Source organism: Micromonospora sp. B11E3, from assembly GCF_039871625.1.
Taxonomy (GTDB): Bacteria; Actinomycetota; Actinomycetes; order Mycobacteriales; family Micromonosporaceae; genus Micromonospora.
In genome coordinates, this window is the sequence record NZ_JBDPMC010000010.1 from 21,914 (window position 1) to 43,367 (window position 21,454).

The following is a 21,454-nucleotide window of genomic DNA, read 5'->3' on the forward strand; positions in this document are numbered from 1 at the left end:
CTGGCCTTGTCCCGACAGCCGCCGAAGGATGGAGCGTTGGTGCCGCCGAGACAGTGGTGAGGTTCACGTGACCGATGACGGGACGGGTCGCCGCGACGACCAGGCATTCGCCGAGTGGCTGGCCGGGCGGGCCGGCGCCGCGCTGACGGCGCTGCGCGAGACGCAGGGCTTCGCCGACCCGGCGGCGCTCAAGAACGCCGGCGACAAGGTCTCGCACGACCTGATGACGTCGGCGCTTGCCCGGTGGCGGCCGGCCGACGCGGTGCTCTCCGAGGAGCAGGCGGACAGCCGGCGGGCCTGGGCGGGTGGGGAGCGGCCGGCCCGGCTCGACGCGGACCGGGTGTGGATCATCGACCCGCTGGACGGCACCCGGGAGTTCTCCGAGGCCGGCCGGACCGACTGGGCGGTGCACGTGGCGCTCTGGCAGCGCTCCGCCGCCCCGGACGGCGCGCTGGTCGCCGGTGCGGTCGGCATGCCGGCCCGGACCACCGCGCACGGCGAGCCGCTGGTCCTCGGCACCCGGGAGACCGCCGCGCCCCCCGTCGACGGGCCGCTGCGGATCGCGGTGAGCCGCACCCGTCCGCCCGCGTTCGTCAGCGACCTGGTCGAGGGGATCGGCGCGCAGGCGGTGCCGATGGGCTCGGCCGGGGTGAAGGTCTGCGCGGTGGTGACCGGCGAGGTCGACGCGTACGTGCACGCCGGGGGCCAGTACGAGTGGGACTCGGCCGCCCCGGTCGCGGTCGCCCTCGGCGCCGGCATGCACGCCTCCCGGATCGACGGCTCGCCGCTGCGCTACAACCGGGACGACCCGCGCCTGCCGGACCTGCTGGTCTGCCGCCCGGAGCACGCGGACACCCTGCTGGCCGCCATCGACCGCTACCGCTGACCGGCCGGCCCGGCGCCGCTGCCGCACCCCGGCACCGCCGTACCGGGACCGGTGCCGGGTCGTTGCAGTACCAGGGAGCGCCGGGGCGGTGCGCCCGACGCCGCCCGAGCCGAGGAGGGCCATGAGTACGGGCCCCACCGCCGTACCCGCCCTCGCCCCCGCGCCCGCCGAGCCCGGCCCGCCGCCACGTCGCCGGCCGGGCCGCTGGTGGCTGCTGCCGGTGGCCGCCGGGGCCGTGGTGCTGAGCGCCACCGTCGCCCTGGCCACCAACGGCGACCTGCCCGGCCGGCCGGCCACCGTGGCCTCCGACGCCGCCAGCCACGACGCGGGGCTCGGCCCGGCGGCGCCGGGCGCCCGGCCGACCCCGAGCGGGTCCCAGGGCTTCGGCAGCAACCCCGACCGGTCGGCCTCGCCCAGCCCAGGCACGAGCGGCGACGCGCCGGGCGGCGGGTTCCCGGGTGGCCGGGCCACCCTGCCGGGGGCGAGCATCCACCTGCTCGCCGGGGAGAGCTTCTCGGCGGCGCTGGCCCGCTCCGACCGGGCGTACGGGCCGCTGCGCATGGTCCGGGTCTTCTACCCCGGCCTGCCGCCGGCCTGGCGCGACAGCCGCGCCGACGTCGCCGACCGGACCGTCGTGGTCTCCTTCAAGGCCGCCCCGGCCGAGGTGGCCGCCGGACGGCACGACTCGCGGCTGGCCGCCTGGTTCGCCTCCGTCCCCCGCGACCTGGACGTCTACTGGTCGTACTTCCACGAACCGGAGGACGACATCGCCCGGGGCGCGTACACCTCGGCGCAGTACCGGGCGGCGTGGCAGCGGCTCGCCCGCCTGGCCGACCGGGCCGGCAACGCCCGGCTGCGGTCCACCCTGATCCTGATGTGCTGGACGCTGAACCCCCGCTCCGGGCGCACCTTCGAGCACTACTGGCCCGGCGGCGACGCCGTCGACGTGCTCGGCTGGGACTGCTACAACAGCGGCGGGAAGTACGGCCGCTACACCGCCCCCGAACAGGTGTTCGGCCCGATGATCGCGAAGTCGCGGGCCCTGGGCAAGCCCTGGGGGCTCGCCGAGACCGGCAGCCTCCGGATCCCGGGGGACACCGGCGCCGGGCGGGCCGCCTGGATCCGGACGATGAGCCGATACCTGAACGACCAGCGCCCGCTGTGGGTCGCGTACTACGACTACCAGGTCCCGGACGGCGACTTCCGGCTCACCGACGCGCCGAGCCGGGAGGCGTGGCGGGCCTGGTGCGCCGCCTGAGGCTCAGATCCCCCGGCCGCGCTTGTGCAGCGTACGCAGGACGCGGTCGGGGTCGACGGCCCGGCTGGCCACGGCCAGGGCCAGGTACGCGCGCGGCTCCCGGGGGTTGCGGGACAACGTGCGCCGGGCCCAGCGGACCGCCTCCCCCCGGTTGCCCAGGGCCGCCTGGGCGAAGGCGATCTGTCCGCTGACCCGCGCCTCGCCGTGCGGCACGGTGGCGAACTCCGGGTACCGGCGGAGCAGCCACTGCAACGCGGTCGAGATCGTCTCCCAGCGCTGGGCGAAGTACGACCGCTTGTGCCAGCGCACCGTCACGTACGGCCGGGCCAGGTTGACCAGCGGCGCGTGCCGGGCGGCCCGGAGCAGGAACTCGTAGTCCTCCGCGTAGCTGCCCGGAATCTCCTCGTCGACCAGCCCGATCCCGTCGAGCAGGGCTTCCCGCCGGATCAGGAAGGTCGACGGGTGCAACTCGGTGTGCCGGTCCCGCAGCAGGGCGGCCAGCGGCACCCGGCTCACCGGCAACACCCGGTCGACCTGGCGGCCGTCGTAGTCGACCCGGATGCCGCAGCTCACGAACGCGCCGTCGGGCGCGGCGTCGACGGCGGCCACCTGCGCGGCGAGCTTGCCGGGCAGCCACTCGTCGTCGTCGTCGCAGAACGCCACCAGCTCGCCGCCGGCGGCCAGGATGCCGGTGTTACGCGCGCCGGCCAGGCCCGGAGCACGCTCGTTGACCAGCACGGTGACCCGGGGGTCGTCGGCCAGCGACCGGTCCGGCTCGGACTGGTCGTAGACGACCACCACGTCGACCGGGCCGGGGTAGTCCTGGCCGAGGATCGCGTCGAGGGCCTTGCGCAGCAACTCCGGGCGGTCCCGGGTGGGGACCACCGCGGTCACCGACGGGGCGCCGCCGATCGCCGGCTCGGTCATCGTGCCTCCGTGGAACCGGGCCGGCCGTGGCCGACGTATCCGTACCGAAGCCGCAGCGGCAACGTCGCGGCGCTCACCACCACCCGGCTGCGCGACGGCAGGGCCGTCCGCCAGGCGTCGTCCTGCCGGACCCGCAGCGGTCCCGAGTTGAACCGCAGCGGGTTCCCGGCGATGCTGTGCGCCCGGCGCAGCGGCGGGGGCGACGGGTCCAGCACCCGCAACGCGTCCGGGTCGTCGGCCAGGCCGGCGAAGCGGCGCACCCGGGCGACCGTGCCGCGCGGGTCGGCGGTGAAGTCCTCGTAGCGCAGCCGGATGACCGGGGCGCGGGTGGCGAGCAGGTGGAACGCCGCGTTCTGCGCCGTCCACAGCTTGCTCACGGTGACCGGGGAGAACGTGGGCATGTACGCCTCGGCGTCGACCACCTCGGGCCGGCGCACCTGCTTCGCCCACGAGTACGCCACCGCCCGGCTGTCCCGGACCAGGTGTACCACCCGCAGGTCGAGGTCGTCGGCCCAGCGCAGGGCGAACGCCGTCGAGGCGTGCTTGCTGGAGTCCACCACCGTGCGCGCGCCGGTCACGGCCATCGCGGCGGCGTAGATCCGGGTGTAGAGATGGGCGTACCGGCGCACCTGGTCGAGCTGCCCGGCCGACAGGTCGCCCCGGGCCAGCCGGGGGATGTGCCTGGTCCGGTCGACGGCGTCCTTCAACGCGAGCACCTCGGCGCGGTCGACCGCCGACCAGCCGCCGAAGGCGTGCTCGCCGACCCGCTGCCAGAAGTCGCAGGCCGAGAAGCGTTCACCGCAGCCGCACCGCTCGTCGCCGCCGAGCGCCCGCTCCCACAGGTGCACCACCTCGCCGACGGCGCACACGTCCGGGTGCTGGGCCAGGATCAGTTCGAGCAGGGTGGAGCCGCTGCGCCCCAGCCCGCCCACGAACAGCACCCGGGCGTTCACCGCCACCACCTCCGCTGCGCCGGCACCCGCCGGCCGCGGACCAGGTCCTCCACGATCCGGCCGACCGCCGTCGCGGCCGCCACCCGGGGGTCGGGCCGGTCCGGGTCGGCGGCCAGGGCGTACGCCTGCGGGTCGGCGACGCCCTTGTCCAGCGCCTCGACCAGGTCCGCCTCCGACTCGGCCAGCCGGACCATCCCGGCCGCGCCGAGCCGGCGGGCGAAGAGCTGCTGATGGTTGTCGACGTGCTCGTGGTGGGCCGGATCCCGGGGCACCACGATCGGCAGATGCTGGTGCCGGCGCGCCTCCGTGATGGTGGCCGGGCCGCCGTGGCAGACGACGACATCCGCCTCGGTCATCGCCCGCTGGAGCTCCTCGTGGGCCAGGAACGGCACCGCGTCCGGCAGTCGGGGGGTCCGGCTGCTGCCGTACTGGACGAGGAGGTGGACCTCCGGGACACCGGCCGCGCGGCCGGCGTGCCAGCGCTCCAGCCACCCGACCAGCCGATCGAACCGGTGCACGTCGGTGCCGACCATGGCGAGGACGGTGCGCCGCTCGGGGGACGCCTGGCGCGGGCGAGGAATGGGCGGGGTCACAGAAGATTTCCCACCACGGTCGCCTTCGGGTACAGCCGGCGCTGCTCCTCCCACTGCACGAGCATCGCGGAGAGGAAGGGCCGGCAGAGTCGGGCGGAGAGCGTCGGGGTGTCGATCCGGTCGTACACCTCGATGTAGACCGTGGGGATGCGGCGCAGCCGGGCCACCACCACGAACGGGACGGCGACCCCGGCGCCGGTGGTGACCACCGCGGCCACGTCCCGCCCGCGGAACACCCGGACCGCCAGCCAGAGGTTGCGCAGGAGGTTCTTCACGTTCCGGGTGGTGGGGTGGTACGCCCAGACGACGTCCTCGCCGTCGAGCAGCGAGCGGGCGTCCGGGGTGTCGAAGGTGACCCAGGAGCGGGACCGGTCGCGGTACCACGGTTCGAGTGCCACCAGCTGGGCGAGGTGCCCACCGCTGGAACCGACGAGCATGACTTCACCAGGATCCACGTCCACCCGCCTCCCCGGCGCCCGGCCACCGTCCGACCGGCCAACGGGGACGGTCGCGCAACGCCGCCACAATGTATCGACGCGCGACCGGGAACATAAATAGCTCTCCCCATCATCGGGACTGTCGGATGGTTGGCTGCGGGCCCCTTCGCCAGTCCCCGGCTCCGTGCGCCGCACCTAGACTGCCGCTGGGATCCGCCGCCGACGAGAGGGATCGCGCATGACCGGCCAGGTGTCCGAGGCAGAGCAGGCGGGCGGCAGCCCGGGCACCGCTCCCGTCACCGTCCTGTACGTCTGCGGCATGCCGCGCAGCGGGTCCACGCTGCTCGACCTGATGCTCGGCCAGTTCGTCGGGCACTGCGACGTCGGCGAGCTGTTCTACCTGTGGCAGTCCGGCGTCGAGCGCAACTTCCGGTGCGCCTGCGGGGAGCACTTCGACGCCTGCCCGTTCTGGGGCGAGGTCGGCCGGCGGGCGTACGGGGGATGGTCGCGGATCGACGTGGCCGACGTACGCGCGCTGCAACGCCGGGTGGACGCGACGGCCCGGCTGCCGCTGATCCTGAACCCCGGGCTGTCCCCGGCCTTCCGGCGGGACCTGGACCGCTACACCGAACTGCTGACCCGGCTCTACCGGGCGGTCGCCGAGGTGTCCGGGGCGAAGGTGGTGGTCGACTCGACCAAGCGCCCGTCGCTGGCGTACATCCTGGCCCGGGCCCCGAAGATCGACCTGCGGTTGGTGCACGTGCTGCGCGACCCGCGCGGGGTCGCGTACTCGTGGAGCCAGGTGGTCGAGCTGCCCGAGGGCACCTCGGCCAAGGGCCGGATGAATCAGCGCTCGGCCCGGCTGACCGCCCGGCGCTGGGTCACCGTCAACGCGATGGTCGCCGCCCTCGGCCGCTCGGGCGTGCCCCGGGTCGTCGTTCGGTACGAGGACCTGGTCCGCGACCCGCGCGGCGAGCTGGGCCGGATCGCCGCGCTCACCGCCGACGTGACCGGTGTGGTGGACCCGCTCGCGTTCCTGCGGGACAACGAGTTCGAGCAGGCCGGCTCGCACGCGGTGGCCGGCGGGCGAATCCGGATGCGCACCGGCGCGATCAGCCTGGCGCTGGACGAGAAGTGGCGCCGCGAGTACGCCCCGGGCCGCCGCCGGCTGGTCGGCGCGATGACCTGGCCGCTGCGCCGCCGCTACGGCTACCGCTGACGGGCCCTCACCCTCCCGCGGTGGCGGCCAGGTGCGCGTCGAGCGTGTCCAGCAGTTCCGGGGCGCGCTCGTAGTCGAACTTGCGGGCGAAGTGCGCCCCGCTGGCCAGCGCGCGGGGCAGGTCCTCGGCGGTGAGCGACTTCGGGTGGTTGAACGTGCTGTCGCGGAAGTCGAAGTAGCGCTTGCAGTCCGGCACCAGGTTGAACCGGTCGGTGCTGCACACGATGGTCTGGAAGACCGCCTCCACCGGGGACAGGCAACGCCGGAAGTACGCCACCACGTCCGGCCGCCGGTCGAAGTACTCCCGCAGGTAGGCCACCACCGGCCAGCTCAGCGACGAGAACGCCGACCCGCCGTGCAGCCGCAGGTCCGGCCCGAACGGGGTGCGGGCGCGCCGGCCGACCGCCAGCCCGTACGACACGTGCACCCGGACCAGGGGCTGCACCCGGTTGACCGCCTGGATCGGGCGGAGCAGCCGTTTGCCGCGCGGGCTGAGCGGGAGCAGGCGGCGGTGCTGGAAGTGGTACCGGGAGCGGACCCGGCTGCGCGGCCAGTGGCTCTCCGGCCCGAACGCGTCCCAGTACTCCATGAACCCGTCCGCGCCCGAGCCGACCAGCTCGGCCTCGCACTCGCCGAGCGGCCGGAGTGGATAGTCCTGTCCGGTGATGTTGACCAGCCAGTCGACCGACACGCCCTCGGCGTTCAGCCAGTCCACCGCCGCCATGTATCGATCCACATGACTGAAGTCGCCGTAGCCGCCCTCATGTGTCTGAATCACGACATCCGGCAGCGAACGCAGCTCGGCGAGGTCCAACGGGGTGCCGTTCACGTCATGGCTGATGTGGACGAGGCTGCCCGGGCTGTACCGCTTGACCGCGTGGACCAGCCGGTTGACCTGCTCGGGCGACCGGTGGCTCTGGATGTGGTAGCAAAACCGCACCGGCCCATCCTGCCCGGCCGACGGAACGCTGAGAACCCGGCCGCCGGACCGGTGACAAGCGGACCTTCCGTCCGCTTCCCCTGACCGGCCGTATCGGGGAGACTCAGGTTTCCGCCGTGGGACCTCGTCCACGGCCGACTGGACGGTCCGGTCCAAAGGGAGCGACACAGCCCGATGCCCTCGCCTCACCACGCCGATCTGCGCGATTCAGACGGTCCCACGCTGATGGCCTACCTCGAGTGGCTTCGCCGCCGGTGGTGGATCCTCGCGGTGGCCGCGCTGCTCGGCGCGGGCGCCGGCCTGCTGGTCAGCCAGGTGCAGACCCGCACCTACGTCTCGACCACGTCGCTGCTGGTCCGCCAGGTCGGCCTGGACGCCAATCCGGGTACCAAGGTCAACCTCGACACCGAGGCGCAGGTGGTCCGCTCCCTGGTGGTCGCCGAGCGGGCCCAGGCCCTGTTGAAGAGCGGCAGCTCCGGGGAGGACCTGGTCCGGTCCGTGTCGGTCACCGTGCCACCGAACAGCCAGGTGCTGCAGATCGCGTACGAGGCGGGGAGCCCGCAGGCGGCGCAGGCCGGCTCGCACGCGTTCGCCCAGGCGTACCTGGACCTGCGGCTGGCGACCGCCACCCGCTCGCTGGAGAACGAGACGACCGCGCTCAGGCAGCAGATCGCCGAGACCAACAAGCAGCTCGCCGCCGTGGCCGGCAAGATCGCCGGTACCCCGGCCAACTCGGTGGAGCGCGCCCGGGCCGAGGCCGATCGGAACGTGCTGACCAACCAGCTCGCCAGCCTCAACAGCCGGCTGAGCCCGCTGCTGAGCACCGCGCTGGACCCCGGCGAGATCATCTCGGACGCGGCGCTGCCGCGGAAGCCCAGTTCGCCGAACACCACGCTGAACCTGGCCACCGGGATCGGCGCCGGGCTGTTGTTCGGCATCGTCGTCGCCCTGGTGCTGGACCGGCTGGACACCCGCGTCCGGCGCGGGCGGGACATCGCCGACCGGCTGGGCCTGCCGATGCTGCTGGAGCTGCCGGCCCGCCCGGCCGACCTGACCGTCCTCCCGGCGGCCCACGAGGTCTCCCGGGAGCTGGGCCGGCTGCGCAACGTGCTGCTGTCCACCATGCCCGAGCCGCAGCCCAACCGTGGTCGGCAGCTGCTGCTCACCGACACGTCCCCCGGGCCCGCGGCCGGCTTCGTGGTCGGCAACCTCGCCGCCGCGTACGCCCGCACCGGCGCGCAGGTCGCGGTGGTCACCACCAAGGCGGACTCCCCGCTGGGCGCGATGCTCGGCAACCCCAAGCCCCGGCACACCCTCGCCGACGTACTGCGCCGTGACGTGTCGGCGCTCACCGCGCTCACCCCGGTCCCCGGCCTGAGCCAGCTGCGGGTCCTGCTCCCCGGCGACCTCGACACCGAGGTGGAGCTGCCGGTCGCCACCATGCTGACGGTCCTCGCCGAGTTGGCCGCCCGCTTCGACCACGTCCTGATCGAGACGGCCCAGCCGACCCTCGCCGTGGAGGCGCAGGCACTGGCCCGGCACGTCGACGGGGTGATCCTGGTGATCGAGGGCGGGCAGACCCGCAGCAGCGAGATCACCGTCGCCATGCGCCAGTTCGAGCAGGTCGACGCGCCGGTGCTCGGCTCGGTGCTGGCTCCCCGGGTGTCCGCCCCCGCTTCCGGCAGCGCCCCGGCGGCGCGGCGCGACGGCCCGCCGTCGCCCCGGCCGCGGCCCACGCCGAACGGTCAGCCCCAGCCCGGCGTGCCGAACATCGACACCACGATGATCCTGCCCCGCACCGCCGCCTCGGCCCGCGACGGCGTCCCGGCCGCCGCGCCCGGCAACGCGGGGACACCCTCCGCGGGCCCGGCCCCGACCGGCCACAGCGGGATGCCCACCGCCGGCTCCGCCCCGACCGGCCACACCGGGATGCCCGTCGCCGGGAAGCCGACGAACCAGGCGAGGGCGGGCGGCATGTCCACCGTGTACCGCTCCGCCCGGGACACCGACGGCGCGGAGCCCGGCCGGTACTCGACGAGCCGCGACACGTTCGAGGACCGGGAGTGACCCGGCGCCGGGCCCTGGGAGCCACGGTCGCCGCAGCGCTCGTCGCCGCGCTCGGGGCCGGCTGCACCGAGGGCCAGCCGCCCGGGGCGACCGACGTGGTCGACCCGGGGTCCCCGGCGGCCCAGCCCAGCCCCACCCCCAGTCTGCCGGCGGCCCCCCTGTCCGGGAAGCCCGTTCCCGAGGCGGTGGCCACCCGTCAGGCGGTCGCGGTGCCGCTGCGCGTGACCGCCCGGACCACCCCGGTCGGGCTGGCCGAGGCCGACCTGGTCTACCAGGAGTTCGCCGAGTCGGAGAGCCTGCACCTGACCGCCGTCTACCAGTCCCGGGACGCCGCCCGGGTGGGGCCGGTGGCCGAGATCCGGCCGGTGGACATCCGTACCGTCGGCGTGCTGCACCCGTTCGTCGGGTATGCGGGCGGGCCGACCGGCTTCCTCGATCAGCTCGCCGGGGCCGGGGTGCCGGGGGTGACCCCGGCGCAACGCAAGGCCGCGTTCCCGTCCGGCCAGGCGTCCACCGCCGCGCTGCGGCAGGCCGCCCCGAAGGGCGGGCAGGCGCCGACGCAGGTCTTCGACCACGCCGACGCGGGCACGCCCCTGGCCAGTCAGGGCGTCACGCCGGCCAGCCGGCTCACCGTCGCCGCGCCGGGTCACCCGACGCAGACCTGGACGTACGACGAGGCCAGCTCGACCTGGCGGGGGAAGGTCGGCAAGGCCACCGTGAGCGCGGCGGCGGTCGTGGTGCTGACCATGGAGTACCGCACCCTGAACGTCCGCAAGCCCAGCCCACGCTCACTGCCGGGAGCCAAGGTCTACGGCTCCGGCACCGCCGTGGTGGTGTCCGGCCCGTCCAGTGTGGCGGCGACGTGGCGCAAGCCGGGGCAGCGACTGGTCTGCAACGTCATCGACCCGGGCGGCTACCAGGTGCGGCCGCAGCCCGGAACCGCCTGGGTGATCTACGCCCCCGAGACTGCCCGGGTCAACGTGGCATGAGCACCGTCGCCCCGCTCCGGCCCACGCCGGGGCCGGAGCCGCAGCCAGCGGGACGCCATCCGGCCGACCCGCCGCCCGAGACGACCCGGCGCTGGTCGATGCGGCTGCCCACCGCCTGGCCGGTGACCGCGCTCTTCGTGCTCTACCCGCTCTGGTGGGCGCTCGGCCTGCCCTCGTTCATCTTCGCCATCCTGGCGGTTCCGATGGCCGTGCAGCTCTTCCGACGCGGCACCGTCCGGGTTCCCCCCGGCTTCGGGCTCTGGCTGATCCTGCTGGCCTGGGTCGTCCTGTCCGGGCTGATGCTCGACATCACCGCCCCCAACACGCTCACCCCGAACGGGTTCGGCCGGTACGTCGGCTGGGGCATCCGGGTGATGAACTACACCGCGCTGACCGTGACCATGCTCTACGTGCTGAACCTGAGCGAGCGGGAGCTGCCCCGGGCGCGGCTGCTGCGGTTGTTCGGGTTCATGGCCGTGGTCACCGTGATCGGCGGGTACGTCGGCGCGCTGATGCCGCAGCTGAAGTTCGTCGCACCGCTCAACCACATCCTCCCCGACGTGATCGCCAAGGAGCCGTTCGTCCACCGGCTCATGCACGTCGAGGTGGCCCAGGTGCAGGCGGTGCTCGCCGGCGAGGCCAGCTCGCCCCGCCCGGCCGCGCCCTTCGAGTACACGAACACGTGGGGCGAGAACCTCGCCATCCTGCTCATCTGGTTCATCGTCGGCTGGGTGGTGCTCGGCCGCGGGACGCGCCGGCTCTTCGGGTACGTGGTGGTGCTCGCCGCCGTGTTCCCGATCGTCTTCTCCCTCAACCGGGGCCTGTGGATCGGCCTGGTCATCGGGGCGGTCTACGTGGCGGTGCGGCTGGCGCTGCGCGGACGGATCGTCGTCCTGGTCGGGCTGTCGCTGGCCACCGCGCTGGTCGGGGTGGCGGTGCTCGCCTCGCCGTTGGGCACGCTGCTCGACGAGCGGATGTCCAACGGACACAGCGACGACATCCGGGCCACGCTGTCCAGCGGCGCCGTGGCGGCGGCGAACCACTCCCCGGTGCTCGGCTACGGCGGCAACCGGGCCCTGATCGGCAGCAACCGGTCGATCGCGATCGGCAAGTCGGCCGACTGCCGCCAGTGCGGCAACCGGGAGCTGGGCAGCAACGGCCAGCTGTGGAACCTGCTCGTCGGCCAGGGCTACGTCGGGGCGTTCTGCTACAGCGCGTTCTTCCTGTGGTGCCTGTGGCGGTTCCGCCACGACCACACCCCGATCGGCATCGCCGGCAGCCTGGTGCTGATCCTGATGCTGTTCTTCCAGTTCCTCTACGGCTCGCTGAACACCACCCTGGCGTACGGGCTGATCAGCGTCGCGCTGCTCGCCCGCAACGACCGACACCTGCGCGCGCAGCGCCGCGAGGCCCGGCTCGCCGCCGAGGCGGCGGCCCCGCACGCCCCCCTGACGGAACGGCGGACGCACTGATGTTCACCCCGCCCCCCGGCGCCGACGCGCGCGGCGCGTACCTGCCCGAGCTGGCCGGCCTGGTCTGGCCGGCGCCGGGCCGACCGGCCCTGCGGCGCGGCGGCCGGGTCGGGTTCGCGGTGGTCCCGTCGGCGGCCCGGCCCCGGCTGCTCGTCCCGGTCGGCTCCCGGCGGGCGGCGGCGAGCGCGGTGCGGCACTCCACGGAGGCCCAGGGGGCGAAGGCCCGGCTGCGGCGCGCGGTGCTGGCGACGGCGTTCCGCGCCGGGCTGGGCGGGCTCGCCTTCCGGGACCGCCTGGTGGTCGACGGCGGGGACGGCGCGCTCGACGCGCACCTGGCCGCCGTGCTCGGCCGCCCGGCGCTGCTGAGCATCCACATCGGCCCGGCCCGGGCCAACCGCAAGCCGGTGGTCCAGCTCCTCGACGACGCCGGCGCCCCGATCGGGTACGCCAAGCTCGGCGTCGACCCGCTGACCCGCGCCCTGGTCGACGCGGAGGCGGCGGCGCTGGCCCGGCTGGCGACGCTCGACCTGCCCGGCGTGCAGGTGGCCGAGGTGCTGCACCACGGCGCCTGGGGCGGGCACGCCCTGCTGGTGCAGAGCGCCCTGCCGGTGGGGCTGCCCCGGGCCGCGCCGCCGCGGGCCGCCGAGGCGGAACGGGCCGCCATGGTCGCGGTCAGCCGCTGCCTCGGCGTCGACCGCGTGCCGTACGCGGACAGCCCGCACGCCCGGCGGCTCGCCGACGAGTTGGCGGCGCTCGACGACCGGCCCGAGGTGGCCCGGCTGCGCGCCGCGCTGGCCGCGGTCCGCCGCGCCGACCCGGTGTTCGACCTGGGCGCCTGGCACGGGGACTGGAACGGCGGCAACAGCGCGACCCTGGCCGACGGCCGGACGTTGGTCTGGGACTGGGAGCGGTTCGCCGGCGACGTGCCGGTCGGCTTCGACGCGCTGCACCGCCGGGTGCAGACGGCGATCACCCGGGCCGGGGTCGAGCCCCGGGAGGCGGCGGCGCGGCTCATCGCCGGGGCGGGCGAGGCGCTGGCCCCGTTCGGGCAGCCGGCCGGGGTCGCCGACCTGGTGGCGGTGCTCTATCTGGTGGAGCTGGGGGCGCGGTACCTGCGCGACCGGCAGGCCGAGGCGGGGGCCCGGCTGGGACACGTGGCCGCCTGGCTGTTGCCGGCGGTCGAGGATCACCTGGCCGGCCGGCCGGGCGCGGGAGGGATGGCGAAGTGACGCTGGTCAAGACGAAGGCGCGCCGCGCGGTGCGGTCGGTGAGCCGGACGTACGGGCGGTGGACGTCCGGGTCGCGGCTCGCGCCCGACTTCCTCATCGTGGGCGCCCAGCGCTGCGGCACGACGTCCCTGTTCAAGACCCTGTCCCAGCACCCGGGCGTGCTGCCGGCGAACTACCAGAAGGGCGTGCACTACTTCGACGTCGCCTACGACCGGGGGATGGACTGGTACCTCGGGCACTTCCCGACGGTGCGGCGGGCGGAGGCCGTCCGGGACCGGATCGGGGTGCGCGCGGTGACCGGCGAGTCGAGCCCGTACTACATGTTCCACCCGCTGGCCGGCGAGCGGATCGCGCAGGACCTGCCCGAGGTCCGGCTGCTGGTGCTGCTGCGCGACCCGGTGGAGCGGGCGTACTCGGCGCACGCGCACGAGCTGGCCCGGGGCTTCGAGACGGAGGGCTTCGAGCGGGCCCTGGAGCTGGAGGAGGAGCGGATCGCCGGGGAGCGGGACCGGCTGCTCGCCGACCCGGCCGCGCACAGCCACCACTACCAGCACAACGCGTACCTGACCCGGGGGCGGTACGTCGAGCAGCTCGAACGGCTGGAGTCGATCTTCGGCCGGGAGCGGCTGCACGTGATCGACGCCGACGACTTCTTCGCCGAGCCCCGGCCGGCGTTCGACGCGGTCTGCGACTTCCTCGGCCTGCCGCACTGGGCCGACATCTCGTTCGGCAAGCACAACTCGCGCTCCCGCTCGCCGATGGACCCGGCGCTGCGCGCCCGGCTGGAGGAGCACTTCGCCCCGTACGACGAGCGGTTGAGCACCTGGTGGGGACGCGTGCCGTCGTGGCGACGGTAGCGACCCGGTCGGACGCCGCCGAGCTGGGCGGGGCCGCCCGGCACGGGGTGGCCAACCTGCTCGGCGTCGCCGTCGCCGCGGTCGCCGGGTTCGGCCTGAACATCGTCGTCACCCGCGGCTGGTCCATGTCGGACGCGGGCCTCTTCTTCGCCGCCACCAGCGCCTTCATGATCACGTACGCGGCGGCCCGGCTGGGCACCGGCGTCGGCTCGGTGTACTTCATCAGCCGGTACCGCACCCTCGGGCAGCCGGAGCGGATCCGGGCGTCGGTGCTGGTGGGGCTGCTGCCCGTGGTGCTCGTCGGCGCCGTCATCGCGGTGGCCGGCTGGTGGGCCGCCCCGCGGATCGTCGCGCTGACCTTCACCGAGCCGGTGCCCGGCGCCGTCGAAGCCCTGCGGGCGCTGCTGCTGTTCGTGCCGGTCGCCGCGCTCTGCGACTTCGCCCTGGCCGCCTGCCGGGGCTTCGGCAAGATGCGGCCGCTGCTGCTGGTCGAGCGGCTCGGCCGGACCGGGCTGCAACTGGCCGGCGTCGGCCTGGCCGCCCTGCTCGGCCTGTCGGCCACCACCGCGCTGCCGCTGGCCTGGGCGCTGCCCTACCTGCCCGCGGCCCTGCTCGGCACGGTCTGGCTGGCCCGACTGGTCCGGCGGGCCGAGCGGGCCGCCGAGGCCCCGCCCGTGCGGCTGCGCGAGGAGTTCGCCCCGTACTGGCGCTACAGCGGGCCGCGCGCGCTCAGCGGACTGGCCCAGATGGCGGTGCAGCGGCTGGACATCGTGCTGCTCGGCGCGCTGCGCGGGCTCGCCGACGCGGCGCTCTACACCGCCGCCACCCGGTTCCTGGCGCTCGGGCAGCTCTCCGGGCAGGCGCTGTCGACCGCCGTGCAGCACCGGCTGGCCGGGCACCTCGTCCGCGACGACCGGGCCGCGGCGGGCCGGCTGTACCAGGCCGCGACCGGCTGGCTGGTGCTGTTGGCCTGGCCGGCGTACCTGCTCTTCGCGGTCTTCGCCGGGCCGATGCTGCACCTGTTCGGCGACGGGTACGCCGCCGGGCAGCGGGTGACCGTCCTGCTCGCCCTCGTCATGCTCGTGGCGACCGGCTGCGGAATGGTCGACACGGTCCTCAACATGGCCGGGCGCACGTCCTGGACGTTCTACAACGCGCTGGCCGGCACGGCGCTCAACGTGGTGCTGAACGTGCTGCTCATCCCGCGCTTCGGCATCATGGGCGCGGCGACGGCCTGGTCCGCGTCCATCCTCGTCACCAATCTGGTGCCGCTGGCCCAGCTGTACCACGCGTACCGGCTGCACCCGTTCGGCCGGGGCACGCTCACGGCGGCCGGGCTGGCGCTGGCCTGCTTCGGCGTACCCGCGCTGCTCGCCCGGACGCTGCTGGACGTCGGGCCGTTGACGCTCGCGGCGCTGGCCACGCTCGGCGCGGCCGGCTACGCCGCCGCGGCCTGGCGGCTGCGCCGGGTGCTCCAGCTCGACGCGCTGCGGACGCTGCGCCGAGCCCGCAGGCGCTGAGGTCGGCCACGGAACACGTCCACCACCGGCCCGGCCGGTGGCCATCGCATGGGGAGGTACGCACGATGAAGCGGGTCCACACAGCGTTGGCCCTCGCGCTCGGCTCGGCGCTGGGGGTGGCCGCGTGCTCCGAGCCGGCACCCGCGCCGCCGCCGGCCCCGGCCAGCTCCGCATCCACGGCCGGCTCCGCGCCCACGGTCAGCCCCCGCCCACCGGACGGCCTGCGCACCACCGGGCGCGGTCCGGAGCTGCCCGAGCGGGGCGTCTGGCTGGGCGCCTGGGTGAAGCCGGGCTGGCAGACGCCGACCGGCCGGGTCGACGCGCTGGCCGCGTTCGCCGAGCAGACCGGCGGGAAGATCACGCTGGCGCACATGTTCCACGAGTGGGAGGACGACTTCCCCGGCCCGACGGAGCACGCGTTCCAGGCCAGCGGGCGGCTCCAGATGATCTCCTGGTCCGGCGCGGACACCCGGTCCATCCGCAACGGCGTGTACGACCAGCTGATCCGGCAGCGGGCCGAGCGGATCAAGCAGTTCGGGGTGCCGCTGCTGCTGCGCTGGCGGTGGGAGATGGACCGGCCCAACCTGGCCCAGAGCGTGCACTCGCCGGAGGACTACGTCGCGGCGTGGAAGCGCATCCGTGGCATCTTCACCGAGGTCGGCGCGACCAACGCCGCCTTCGTGTGGTGCCCGCACGTGCAGGGGTTCGTCGACAGCACGCGCGACGCGGCGGCGTACTACCCGGGCGACGACCAGGTCGACTGGCTCTGCACCGACGTGTACCCGGGGCGGGAGTTCGAGGGCTTCGCCGCGCAGATGGACACCTTCATGGCGTTCGCGGCCCAGCGGCCCCGGCCGGTGGTGATCGGCGAGTTCGGGGTCACCACCGAGGGCGCGCCCGGCCAGCGCGGCGCGTGGCTGCGCGAGGCCGGCGAGTACGTCAAGCGGCACCCGCGGATCAAGGCGGTGGTCTACTTCGCGGCGAAGCAGACGAGGAAACCGGCGTACGACAGCACCTTCGACGCCGACCCGGAGGGGCTGGCGGCGTTCCGGGAACTGGCCGCCGACCCGTGGTTCGCCGCGCCGCCCCCGCCGGTGCCGCCGCACGGCCCGCGGTGACCACGCCCGATCGCCCCGCCCGTACCGGCACCCGGCCCGCGGTGACCGTGCCTGCTTTTTGTCGGACCGGCGACAAGATGGACGGACAAAGGGGAGCCGGTGGGGGTGGACACCGCGCGTAGACTGCGACATGGTTTCCTGACGTTCGTGTCCCCGGCCGCGCGCCTCCACAGCCGGCGGGCAGCCGACCGGCCCGTGTCCGGTCGCGTGGAGGCAGCTCACATCGTTCGCTCCGTCGTATCCCCGGAGTTGCCCGTGGTTCACTCTCCCGCGCTCGGCCGCCGCTCCCTCGCGGCCCTGACCTGCGCCGCGCTCACCGTCGGCGGCGTCCTCGTCGCCGACCCGACATCGGCCGCTCCCGGCCACGGCACCGTGGTCGCCGCGGTCCCCTCCACCCTCACCCCGGACATCATCGACGGCACCGTCTTCGCCATCCACGACGCGGGCACCAAGGTGATCGTCGGCGGCTCGTTCACCGGCGTGCAGAACCGGAACTCCGACGTCACGATCTCCCGCAGGTACGTGCTGGCCTTCGACAAGGCCACCGGGACGGTGGACACCGCGTTCGCCCCCAAGGTCGACGGCGAGGTCCTCGACATCACCGCCGGCCCCACGGCCGGGACGGTCTACCTCGCCGGCAAGTTCAACACGGTCGGCACGACCACCCGCCGTAAGCTCGCCCTGGTCAACGTGAGCAACGGCAGCCTGGTCACCAGCTTCCCCAACCTGGCGTTCGACGGTCTGGTCAACGACATCGAGAAGGTCGGCAGCCGGCTGCTGGTGGGGGGCATCTTCACCAAGGCCGCCACGCTCCCGCGCAACGGGTTGGCCTCGCTGAACGCCACCACCGGCGCGGTGGACAGCTTCCTCACCGCCGCGCTGACGGAGAACCACAACTACCGCTCCTCCGAGACCGGCGGCGCGAAGGCCGGCGTCGGGGCGGAGAAGCTGGCCGTCTCGCCGGACGGCACCCAGCTCGTGGTGATCGGCAACTTCCGGAAGGCCAACGGGACGCTGCACGACCAGATCGTCCGGCTCACCCTGGGCAGCACCGCGGCGACCGTCTCCTCCTGGAACACCACCCGTTACCAGGACCGGTGCAAGTGGACGTCGTTCGACTCGTACGTGCGGGACGTGAGCTTCTCCCCGGACGGGAAGTACTTCGTGGTCGCCACCACGGGCGCGCCGTACGCCGGGACGCTCTGCGACGCGGTCGCCCGATGGGAGACCTCGTCCACCGGCACCACCGTCCAGCCCACCTGGGTCAACTACAGCGGTGGCGACACGTTCCTCTCGGTCGGCATCAGCGAGCGGGCCGTCTACGTCGGCGGCCACTTCCGCTGGCTGAACAACACCGGTGCCACCAACTCGGCGTTCCCCGGCGCGGTGGCCCGCCCCAGCATCGCCGCGCTCGACCCGGTCAGCGGCCTGCCGCTGTCCTGGAACCCGGGCCGGCACCCCCGTGGGTACGGCGTGGCCAAGCTGCTGGTCACCCCGGCGGGCCTCTGGCTCGGCTCGGACCAGTCCTGGATCGGCAACTTCAAGTACCGCCGCGAGCGGATCGCGTTCTTCCCGCTGACCGGTGGCGTCGCCCCGCACTCCACCAGCACGGCCACCCTGCCGGGCAACGTCTACCTCGCCGGGTTCAGCTCCGGCACCGTCAACGCGGTGCGCACCCGGACGTACGACGGGGTCCGCGCGGTGGGCGCCGCCACGACGGTCTCCAGCACCGACGGCACCACCTGGTCGACCGCCCGGGGCGGCTTCTGGGTCGGCGGCACGCTGTTCTACGGGATGAGCGGCGCGCTGTGGCGGCGCACCTTCGACGGCACCACCTTCGGCACGGCGAAGAAGGTCGACCCGTACCACGACGCGCTCTGGGACACGGTGGTGACCGACTCCGGGCCGGCGGGCCAGACGTACGCGGGCTCGACGACGAGCTTCTACGCCGAGATCGCGAACGTGACCGCCATGTTCTACAGCAACGGGCGGCTCTACTACACGCTGAGCGGCTCCAGCGGCCTGTACTGGCGCTGGTTCAACCCGGACAGCGGCGCCGTCGGGGCGGACAAGTTCACCGTCGCCGGCTCGACCGGCTTCGCCGACTCCGCCGGGGTGTTCGTCTCGGGCTCCAGCCTCTACCTGGTCAACCGCCTCACCGGCAACCTCTCGTCGACCGGCTGGGTCAACGGGGCGCCGTCGGGCAGTTGGACGGTGCGCAGCGGCCCGACGCTCGACTCCGTCGACTGGCGGGCCAAGGCGATCTTCACCGGTCCCGCACGCTGACCCGACAGCTCGACGGCCCGGCCCCCGCGCGGGGGCCGGGCCGTCGCGTTTCCGCCCTGGCTGGGGCCGTCACGTTTCCGCCCTCGGCGGCGTCGAGCGCCGGTTGACGGCGGGTGCCATCTCTCCCGGCGCTATCCTCCACCGGTGACCCGGAGTCGTACGAGGGAGGACGCCGCATGATCGGGATGGTGCTCGCGGCCGGAGCGGGACGCCGGCTGCGCCCGTACACCGACACACTGCCGAAGGCGCTGGTGCCGGTGGACGGCGAGACCACCATCCTCGACATCGCGCTGCACAACCTCGCCGAGGTGGGGCTGACCCAGGTCGTGGTCGTCGTCGGATACGCCGCCGAGGCGGTCCGCGAGCGCCAGGCCGCGCTGGAGAAGCGCCACGGCGTACGGATCACCCTCGTGCACAACGACCGGGCCGAGGAGTGGAACAACGCGTACTCGCTCTGGCTGGCCCGCGAGTACTTCGCCCGGGGGGTGCTGCTGGTCAACGGCGACACCGTGCACCCGGTGAGCGTGGAGAAGACGCTGCTGGCCGAACGCGGCCCGGCCATCCTGCTCGCCGTCGACACGATCAAGGTGCTGGCCGAGGAGGAGATGAAGACCACCTTCGACGCCGCCGGCCAGCTCACCCGGATCACCAAGTTGATGGACCCGGCCGAGGCGTACGGGGAGTACATCGGCGCGACGCTGATCGAGCCGCAGGCGGCCGAGGCGCTCGCCGACGCGCTGGAGGCGACCTGGCGCCGCGACCCGAACCTCTACTACGAGGACGGCTACCAGGAGTTCGCCGACCGGGGCGGGGAGGTGCGGGCGGCGCCCATCGGGGACGTCCCCTGGGTCGAGGTCGACAACCACGCCGACCTGGCCCGCGCCCGGGAGATCGCGTGCCGCTACTAGCCCGGACGGTCCTCACCCCGCTGCACATCGACGTACGGCGGGGCGCGGTGGCCGACCTCGCCGCGATCCTCGCCGACGGGCGGATCTCCGCCGGGGGCGACGTGGCGGTGGTGGTCGGCCCGGGGCAGGGCGAGCAGATCGCCGAGCTGATCCGCCCGTCGCTGCGCTCGGCGGACGTGTTCACCGTGGCCGGGGGCACCCTCGACGCCGCCGACGACCTGGGCGCCAAGCTGCGCGACCGGTCGTACGACGCGGTGGTCGGCATCGGCGGCGGCAAGACCATCGACGTGGCGAAGTACGCCGCCACCCGGCGCGGCCTGCCGATGGTCTCCGTGGCGACCAGCCTGGCCAACGACGGCATCGCGTCCCCGGTGGCCAGCCTGATCACCGACGGGATCAAGGGCTCGTACGGGGTGCACATCCCGATCGCGGTGATCGTGGACCTGGACTTCGTGGAGGCCGGACCGGAACGGCACAACCGCGCCGGGATCGGCGACGTGATCAGCAACATCAGCGCGCTGGCCGACTGGGAGCTGGCCCGGCGGGTCCGCGGCGAGCCGGTCGACGGGCTGGCCGCCTCGCTGGCCCGGATGGGCGCCGAGGCGGTGCTCGCCCACCAGGGCGACATGGGCGACGACGGGTTCGTCACGGTGCTGGCCGAGGCCTTGGTCTCCAGCGGCCTGGCGATGGCGGTCTGCGGCACCAGCCGCCCGTCCAGCGGCGGCTGCCACGAGATCATGCACGCCGTGGACGCGCTCTACCCGGGCACCGCCTCGCACGGTGAGCTGGCCGGGTTGGGGGCGCTCTTCTGCACCTTCCTGCGCGGCGAGCGGCGGCGGTTCGCCGAGATGTCGGCCTGCCTGGCCCGGCACGGCCTGCCCCGGCTGCCCGCCGACGTGGGACTGGCCGACGAGCAGTTCATCGAGGCGGTTCAGTACGCGCCGCGTACCCGGCCGGACCGCTACACCATCCTCGAACACCTCGCGATGTCGCCTTCCGAGACGCGGGAGCGGCTGGCAGACTACGCCGATGCACTCCGCGACCACCTTGGCTGAGCCGTCCCGCCCCTCCGTCGCCGACTTCCACCGGGTCAACCGGGGCGGTGGCCTGTTCAGTGAGTCGCTCAGCCAGTGGCTGGGGGCCGTGTTCGCGCTGGTCGCGCAGCGGCTCGGGCTGCGCCCCACCGCGCTGACGATCACCAACCTCGTGCTCGGTCTGGGCACGTCGCTGACCGTGGTGGCCCTCGCCGGGCCGGTCGCCGCGGGGGACGTACCGGCCTGGGTGGTCGGGCTGACCGCGCTGGTCGGCTGGCAGGTCGCGTACTCCCTGGACTGCGCCGACGGGCAGCTCGCCCGGGTGACCGGGCAGGGCAACCCGGCCGGCGCCCGGGTGGACGTGCTCTGCGACGTGGCCGCCCAGATCGCCCTGGTGGCCGCGCTGGCCGCCACGGCCGTGGCCCAGCGCCCGTCGACCCCGGCCTGGCTGGTCGCGGTCTTCGCCGGCACGTGGATGGTCAACCTGGTGACCTCGGTGATGCAGGCCGGCCCGAACGCGGCCAGCATGGTCACCTCGACCAGCCTGCCGGTCCGGCTGGTCAAGCTGGTCCGCGACTACGGCGCGGTGATCTTCGGCGCCGCCCTGGTGCTGATGCTCGCGCCCGCCCTCACCTTCTGGGTGATCGTGGCGTTCACGGTCGTCAACGGCGGCTTCCTGCTGGCGAGCATCGCCTTCTCCGCCCGCGCCTCCCTCCGCTGACCCCCGCCCTACCCGGCCCCGCCCCGTCACCCCGAGCCCT

Annotated in this window: 19 protein-coding genes; 14 read left to right on the forward strand and 5 right to left on the reverse strand. The window is 74.3% G+C overall.

Annotation, left to right across the window (positions count from 1 at the left end):
- Window positions 1-28 precede the first annotated feature (28 nt).
- Both ABGB16_RS07845 and ABGB16_RS07850 read left to right on the forward strand, forming a co-directional pair.
- Window positions 29-886, forward strand: a complete 858-nt coding sequence (locus ABGB16_RS07845; RefSeq protein ID WP_347667295.1) for a 3'(2'),5'-bisphosphate nucleotidase CysQ — start codon at window positions 29-31, stop codon at window positions 884-886.
- A 121-nt stretch (window positions 887-1,007) separates the two neighbouring features.
- A complete protein-coding gene (locus ABGB16_RS07850; protein ID WP_347667296.1) occupies window positions 1,008-2,144 on the forward strand; it encodes a hypothetical protein in 1,137 nt (378 codons plus the stop codon).
- A gap of 3 nt (window positions 2,145-2,147) precedes the next feature.
- Here the strand turns inward: ABGB16_RS07850 and ABGB16_RS07855 are convergent, their stop codons facing one another.
- Genes ABGB16_RS07855 through ABGB16_RS07870 form a run of 4 tightly spaced genes read right to left on the reverse strand, consistent with a single transcriptional unit; the run spans window position 2,148 to window position 5,054 of the window.
- Window positions 2,148-3,071 carry a glycosyltransferase family A protein gene (locus ABGB16_RS07855; protein ID WP_347667297.1) on the reverse strand — a complete coding sequence of 308 codons (924 nt, stop codon included), beginning with the start codon at window positions 3,069-3,071 and terminating at the stop codon, window positions 2,148-2,150.
- The gene (locus ABGB16_RS07860; RefSeq protein ID WP_347667298.1) at window positions 3,068-4,033 is read right to left on the reverse strand and encodes a sulfotransferase; all 966 of its coding nucleotides are present in this window, start codon (window positions 4,031-4,033) and stop codon (window positions 3,068-3,070) included. The genes ABGB16_RS07855 and ABGB16_RS07860 overlap by 4 nt, the downstream gene beginning before the upstream one ends.
- Window positions 4,021-4,617 (reverse strand): glycosyltransferase, encoded by a 597-nt coding sequence (locus tag ABGB16_RS07865; RefSeq protein WP_347667299.1) that lies wholly within the window; start codon window positions 4,615-4,617, stop codon window positions 4,021-4,023. The genes ABGB16_RS07860 and ABGB16_RS07865 overlap by 13 nt, the downstream gene beginning before the upstream one ends.
- Entirely contained in the window at window positions 4,614-5,054 is a 441-nt protein-coding gene (locus tag ABGB16_RS07870) for a UDP-N-acetylglucosamine--LPS N-acetylglucosamine transferase (protein ID WP_347667400.1), read from the reverse strand. The genes ABGB16_RS07865 and ABGB16_RS07870 overlap by 4 nt, the downstream gene beginning before the upstream one ends.
- 238 nt (window positions 5,055-5,292) lie before the next feature.
- Here ABGB16_RS07870 and ABGB16_RS07875 point away from each other — a divergent pair, with 238 nt between their 5' ends.
- The gene (locus ABGB16_RS07875) at window positions 5,293-6,273 is read left to right on the forward strand and encodes a sulfotransferase (RefSeq protein WP_347667300.1); all 981 of its coding nucleotides are present in this window, start codon (window positions 5,293-5,295) and stop codon (window positions 6,271-6,273) included.
- Window positions 6,274-6,280: 7 nt separating this feature from the next.
- Here the strand turns inward: ABGB16_RS07875 and ABGB16_RS07880 are convergent, their stop codons facing one another.
- On the reverse strand, window positions 6,281-7,213 hold the full coding sequence (locus ABGB16_RS07880; protein ID WP_347667301.1) for a hypothetical protein: 933 nt from the start codon (window positions 7,211-7,213) through the stop codon (window positions 6,281-6,283).
- Between the two features lie 225 nt (window positions 7,214-7,438).
- Here ABGB16_RS07880 and ABGB16_RS07885 point away from each other — a divergent pair, with 225 nt between their 5' ends.
- The 11 genes from ABGB16_RS07885 to ABGB16_RS07935 all read left to right on the forward strand — a co-directional run bounded on the left by ABGB16_RS07885 (window position 7,439) and on the right by ABGB16_RS07935 (window position 21,414).
- A complete protein-coding gene (locus ABGB16_RS07885) occupies window positions 7,439-9,280 on the forward strand; it encodes a lipopolysaccharide biosynthesis protein (protein ID WP_347667302.1) in 1,842 nt (613 codons plus the stop codon).
- Window positions 9,277-10,269, forward strand: a complete 993-nt coding sequence (locus ABGB16_RS07890) for a DUF3048 domain-containing protein (protein ID WP_347667303.1) — start codon at window positions 9,277-9,279, stop codon at window positions 10,267-10,269. Before ABGB16_RS07885 ends, ABGB16_RS07890 begins: the two co-directional genes overlap by 4 nt.
- A complete protein-coding gene (locus ABGB16_RS07895) occupies window positions 10,266-11,741 on the forward strand; it encodes an O-antigen ligase family protein (RefSeq protein WP_347667304.1) in 1,476 nt (491 codons plus the stop codon). Before ABGB16_RS07890 ends, ABGB16_RS07895 begins: the two co-directional genes overlap by 4 nt.
- Complete coding sequence (locus tag ABGB16_RS07900) at window positions 11,741-12,970, forward strand: hypothetical protein (protein WP_347667305.1); 1,230 nt, start codon at window positions 11,741-11,743, stop codon at window positions 12,968-12,970. Before ABGB16_RS07895 ends, ABGB16_RS07900 begins: the two co-directional genes overlap by 1 nt.
- Window positions 12,967-13,827, forward strand: a complete 861-nt coding sequence (locus ABGB16_RS07905) for a sulfotransferase domain-containing protein (RefSeq protein WP_347667306.1) — start codon at window positions 12,967-12,969, stop codon at window positions 13,825-13,827. Before ABGB16_RS07900 ends, ABGB16_RS07905 begins: the two co-directional genes overlap by 4 nt.
- A complete protein-coding gene (locus tag ABGB16_RS07910; protein WP_347667307.1) occupies window positions 13,815-15,347 on the forward strand; it encodes a polysaccharide biosynthesis C-terminal domain-containing protein in 1,533 nt (510 codons plus the stop codon). The genes ABGB16_RS07905 and ABGB16_RS07910 overlap by 13 nt, the downstream gene beginning before the upstream one ends.
- Before the next feature lie 65 nt (window positions 15,348-15,412).
- A complete protein-coding gene (locus tag ABGB16_RS07915; RefSeq protein WP_347667308.1) occupies window positions 15,413-16,465 on the forward strand; it encodes a glycosyl hydrolase in 1,053 nt (350 codons plus the stop codon).
- Window positions 16,466-16,720: 255 nt separating this feature from the next.
- On the forward strand, window positions 16,721-18,751 hold the full coding sequence (locus tag ABGB16_RS07920; RefSeq protein ID WP_347667309.1) for a hypothetical protein: 2,031 nt from the start codon (window positions 16,721-16,723) through the stop codon (window positions 18,749-18,751).
- Between the two features lie 176 nt (window positions 18,752-18,927).
- On the forward strand, window positions 18,928-19,659 hold the full coding sequence (locus ABGB16_RS07925) for a phosphocholine cytidylyltransferase family protein (protein WP_347667310.1): 732 nt from the start codon (window positions 18,928-18,930) through the stop codon (window positions 19,657-19,659).
- The gene (locus tag ABGB16_RS07930) at window positions 19,647-20,714 is read left to right on the forward strand and encodes an iron-containing alcohol dehydrogenase family protein (RefSeq protein ID WP_347667311.1); all 1,068 of its coding nucleotides are present in this window, start codon (window positions 19,647-19,649) and stop codon (window positions 20,712-20,714) included. The genes ABGB16_RS07925 and ABGB16_RS07930 overlap by 13 nt, the downstream gene beginning before the upstream one ends.
- Window positions 20,689-21,414 carry a CDP-alcohol phosphatidyltransferase family protein gene (locus ABGB16_RS07935; RefSeq protein WP_347667312.1) on the forward strand — a complete coding sequence of 242 codons (726 nt, stop codon included), beginning with the start codon at window positions 20,689-20,691 and terminating at the stop codon, window positions 21,412-21,414. Before ABGB16_RS07930 ends, ABGB16_RS07935 begins: the two co-directional genes overlap by 26 nt.
- Window positions 21,415-21,454 lie beyond the last annotated feature (40 nt).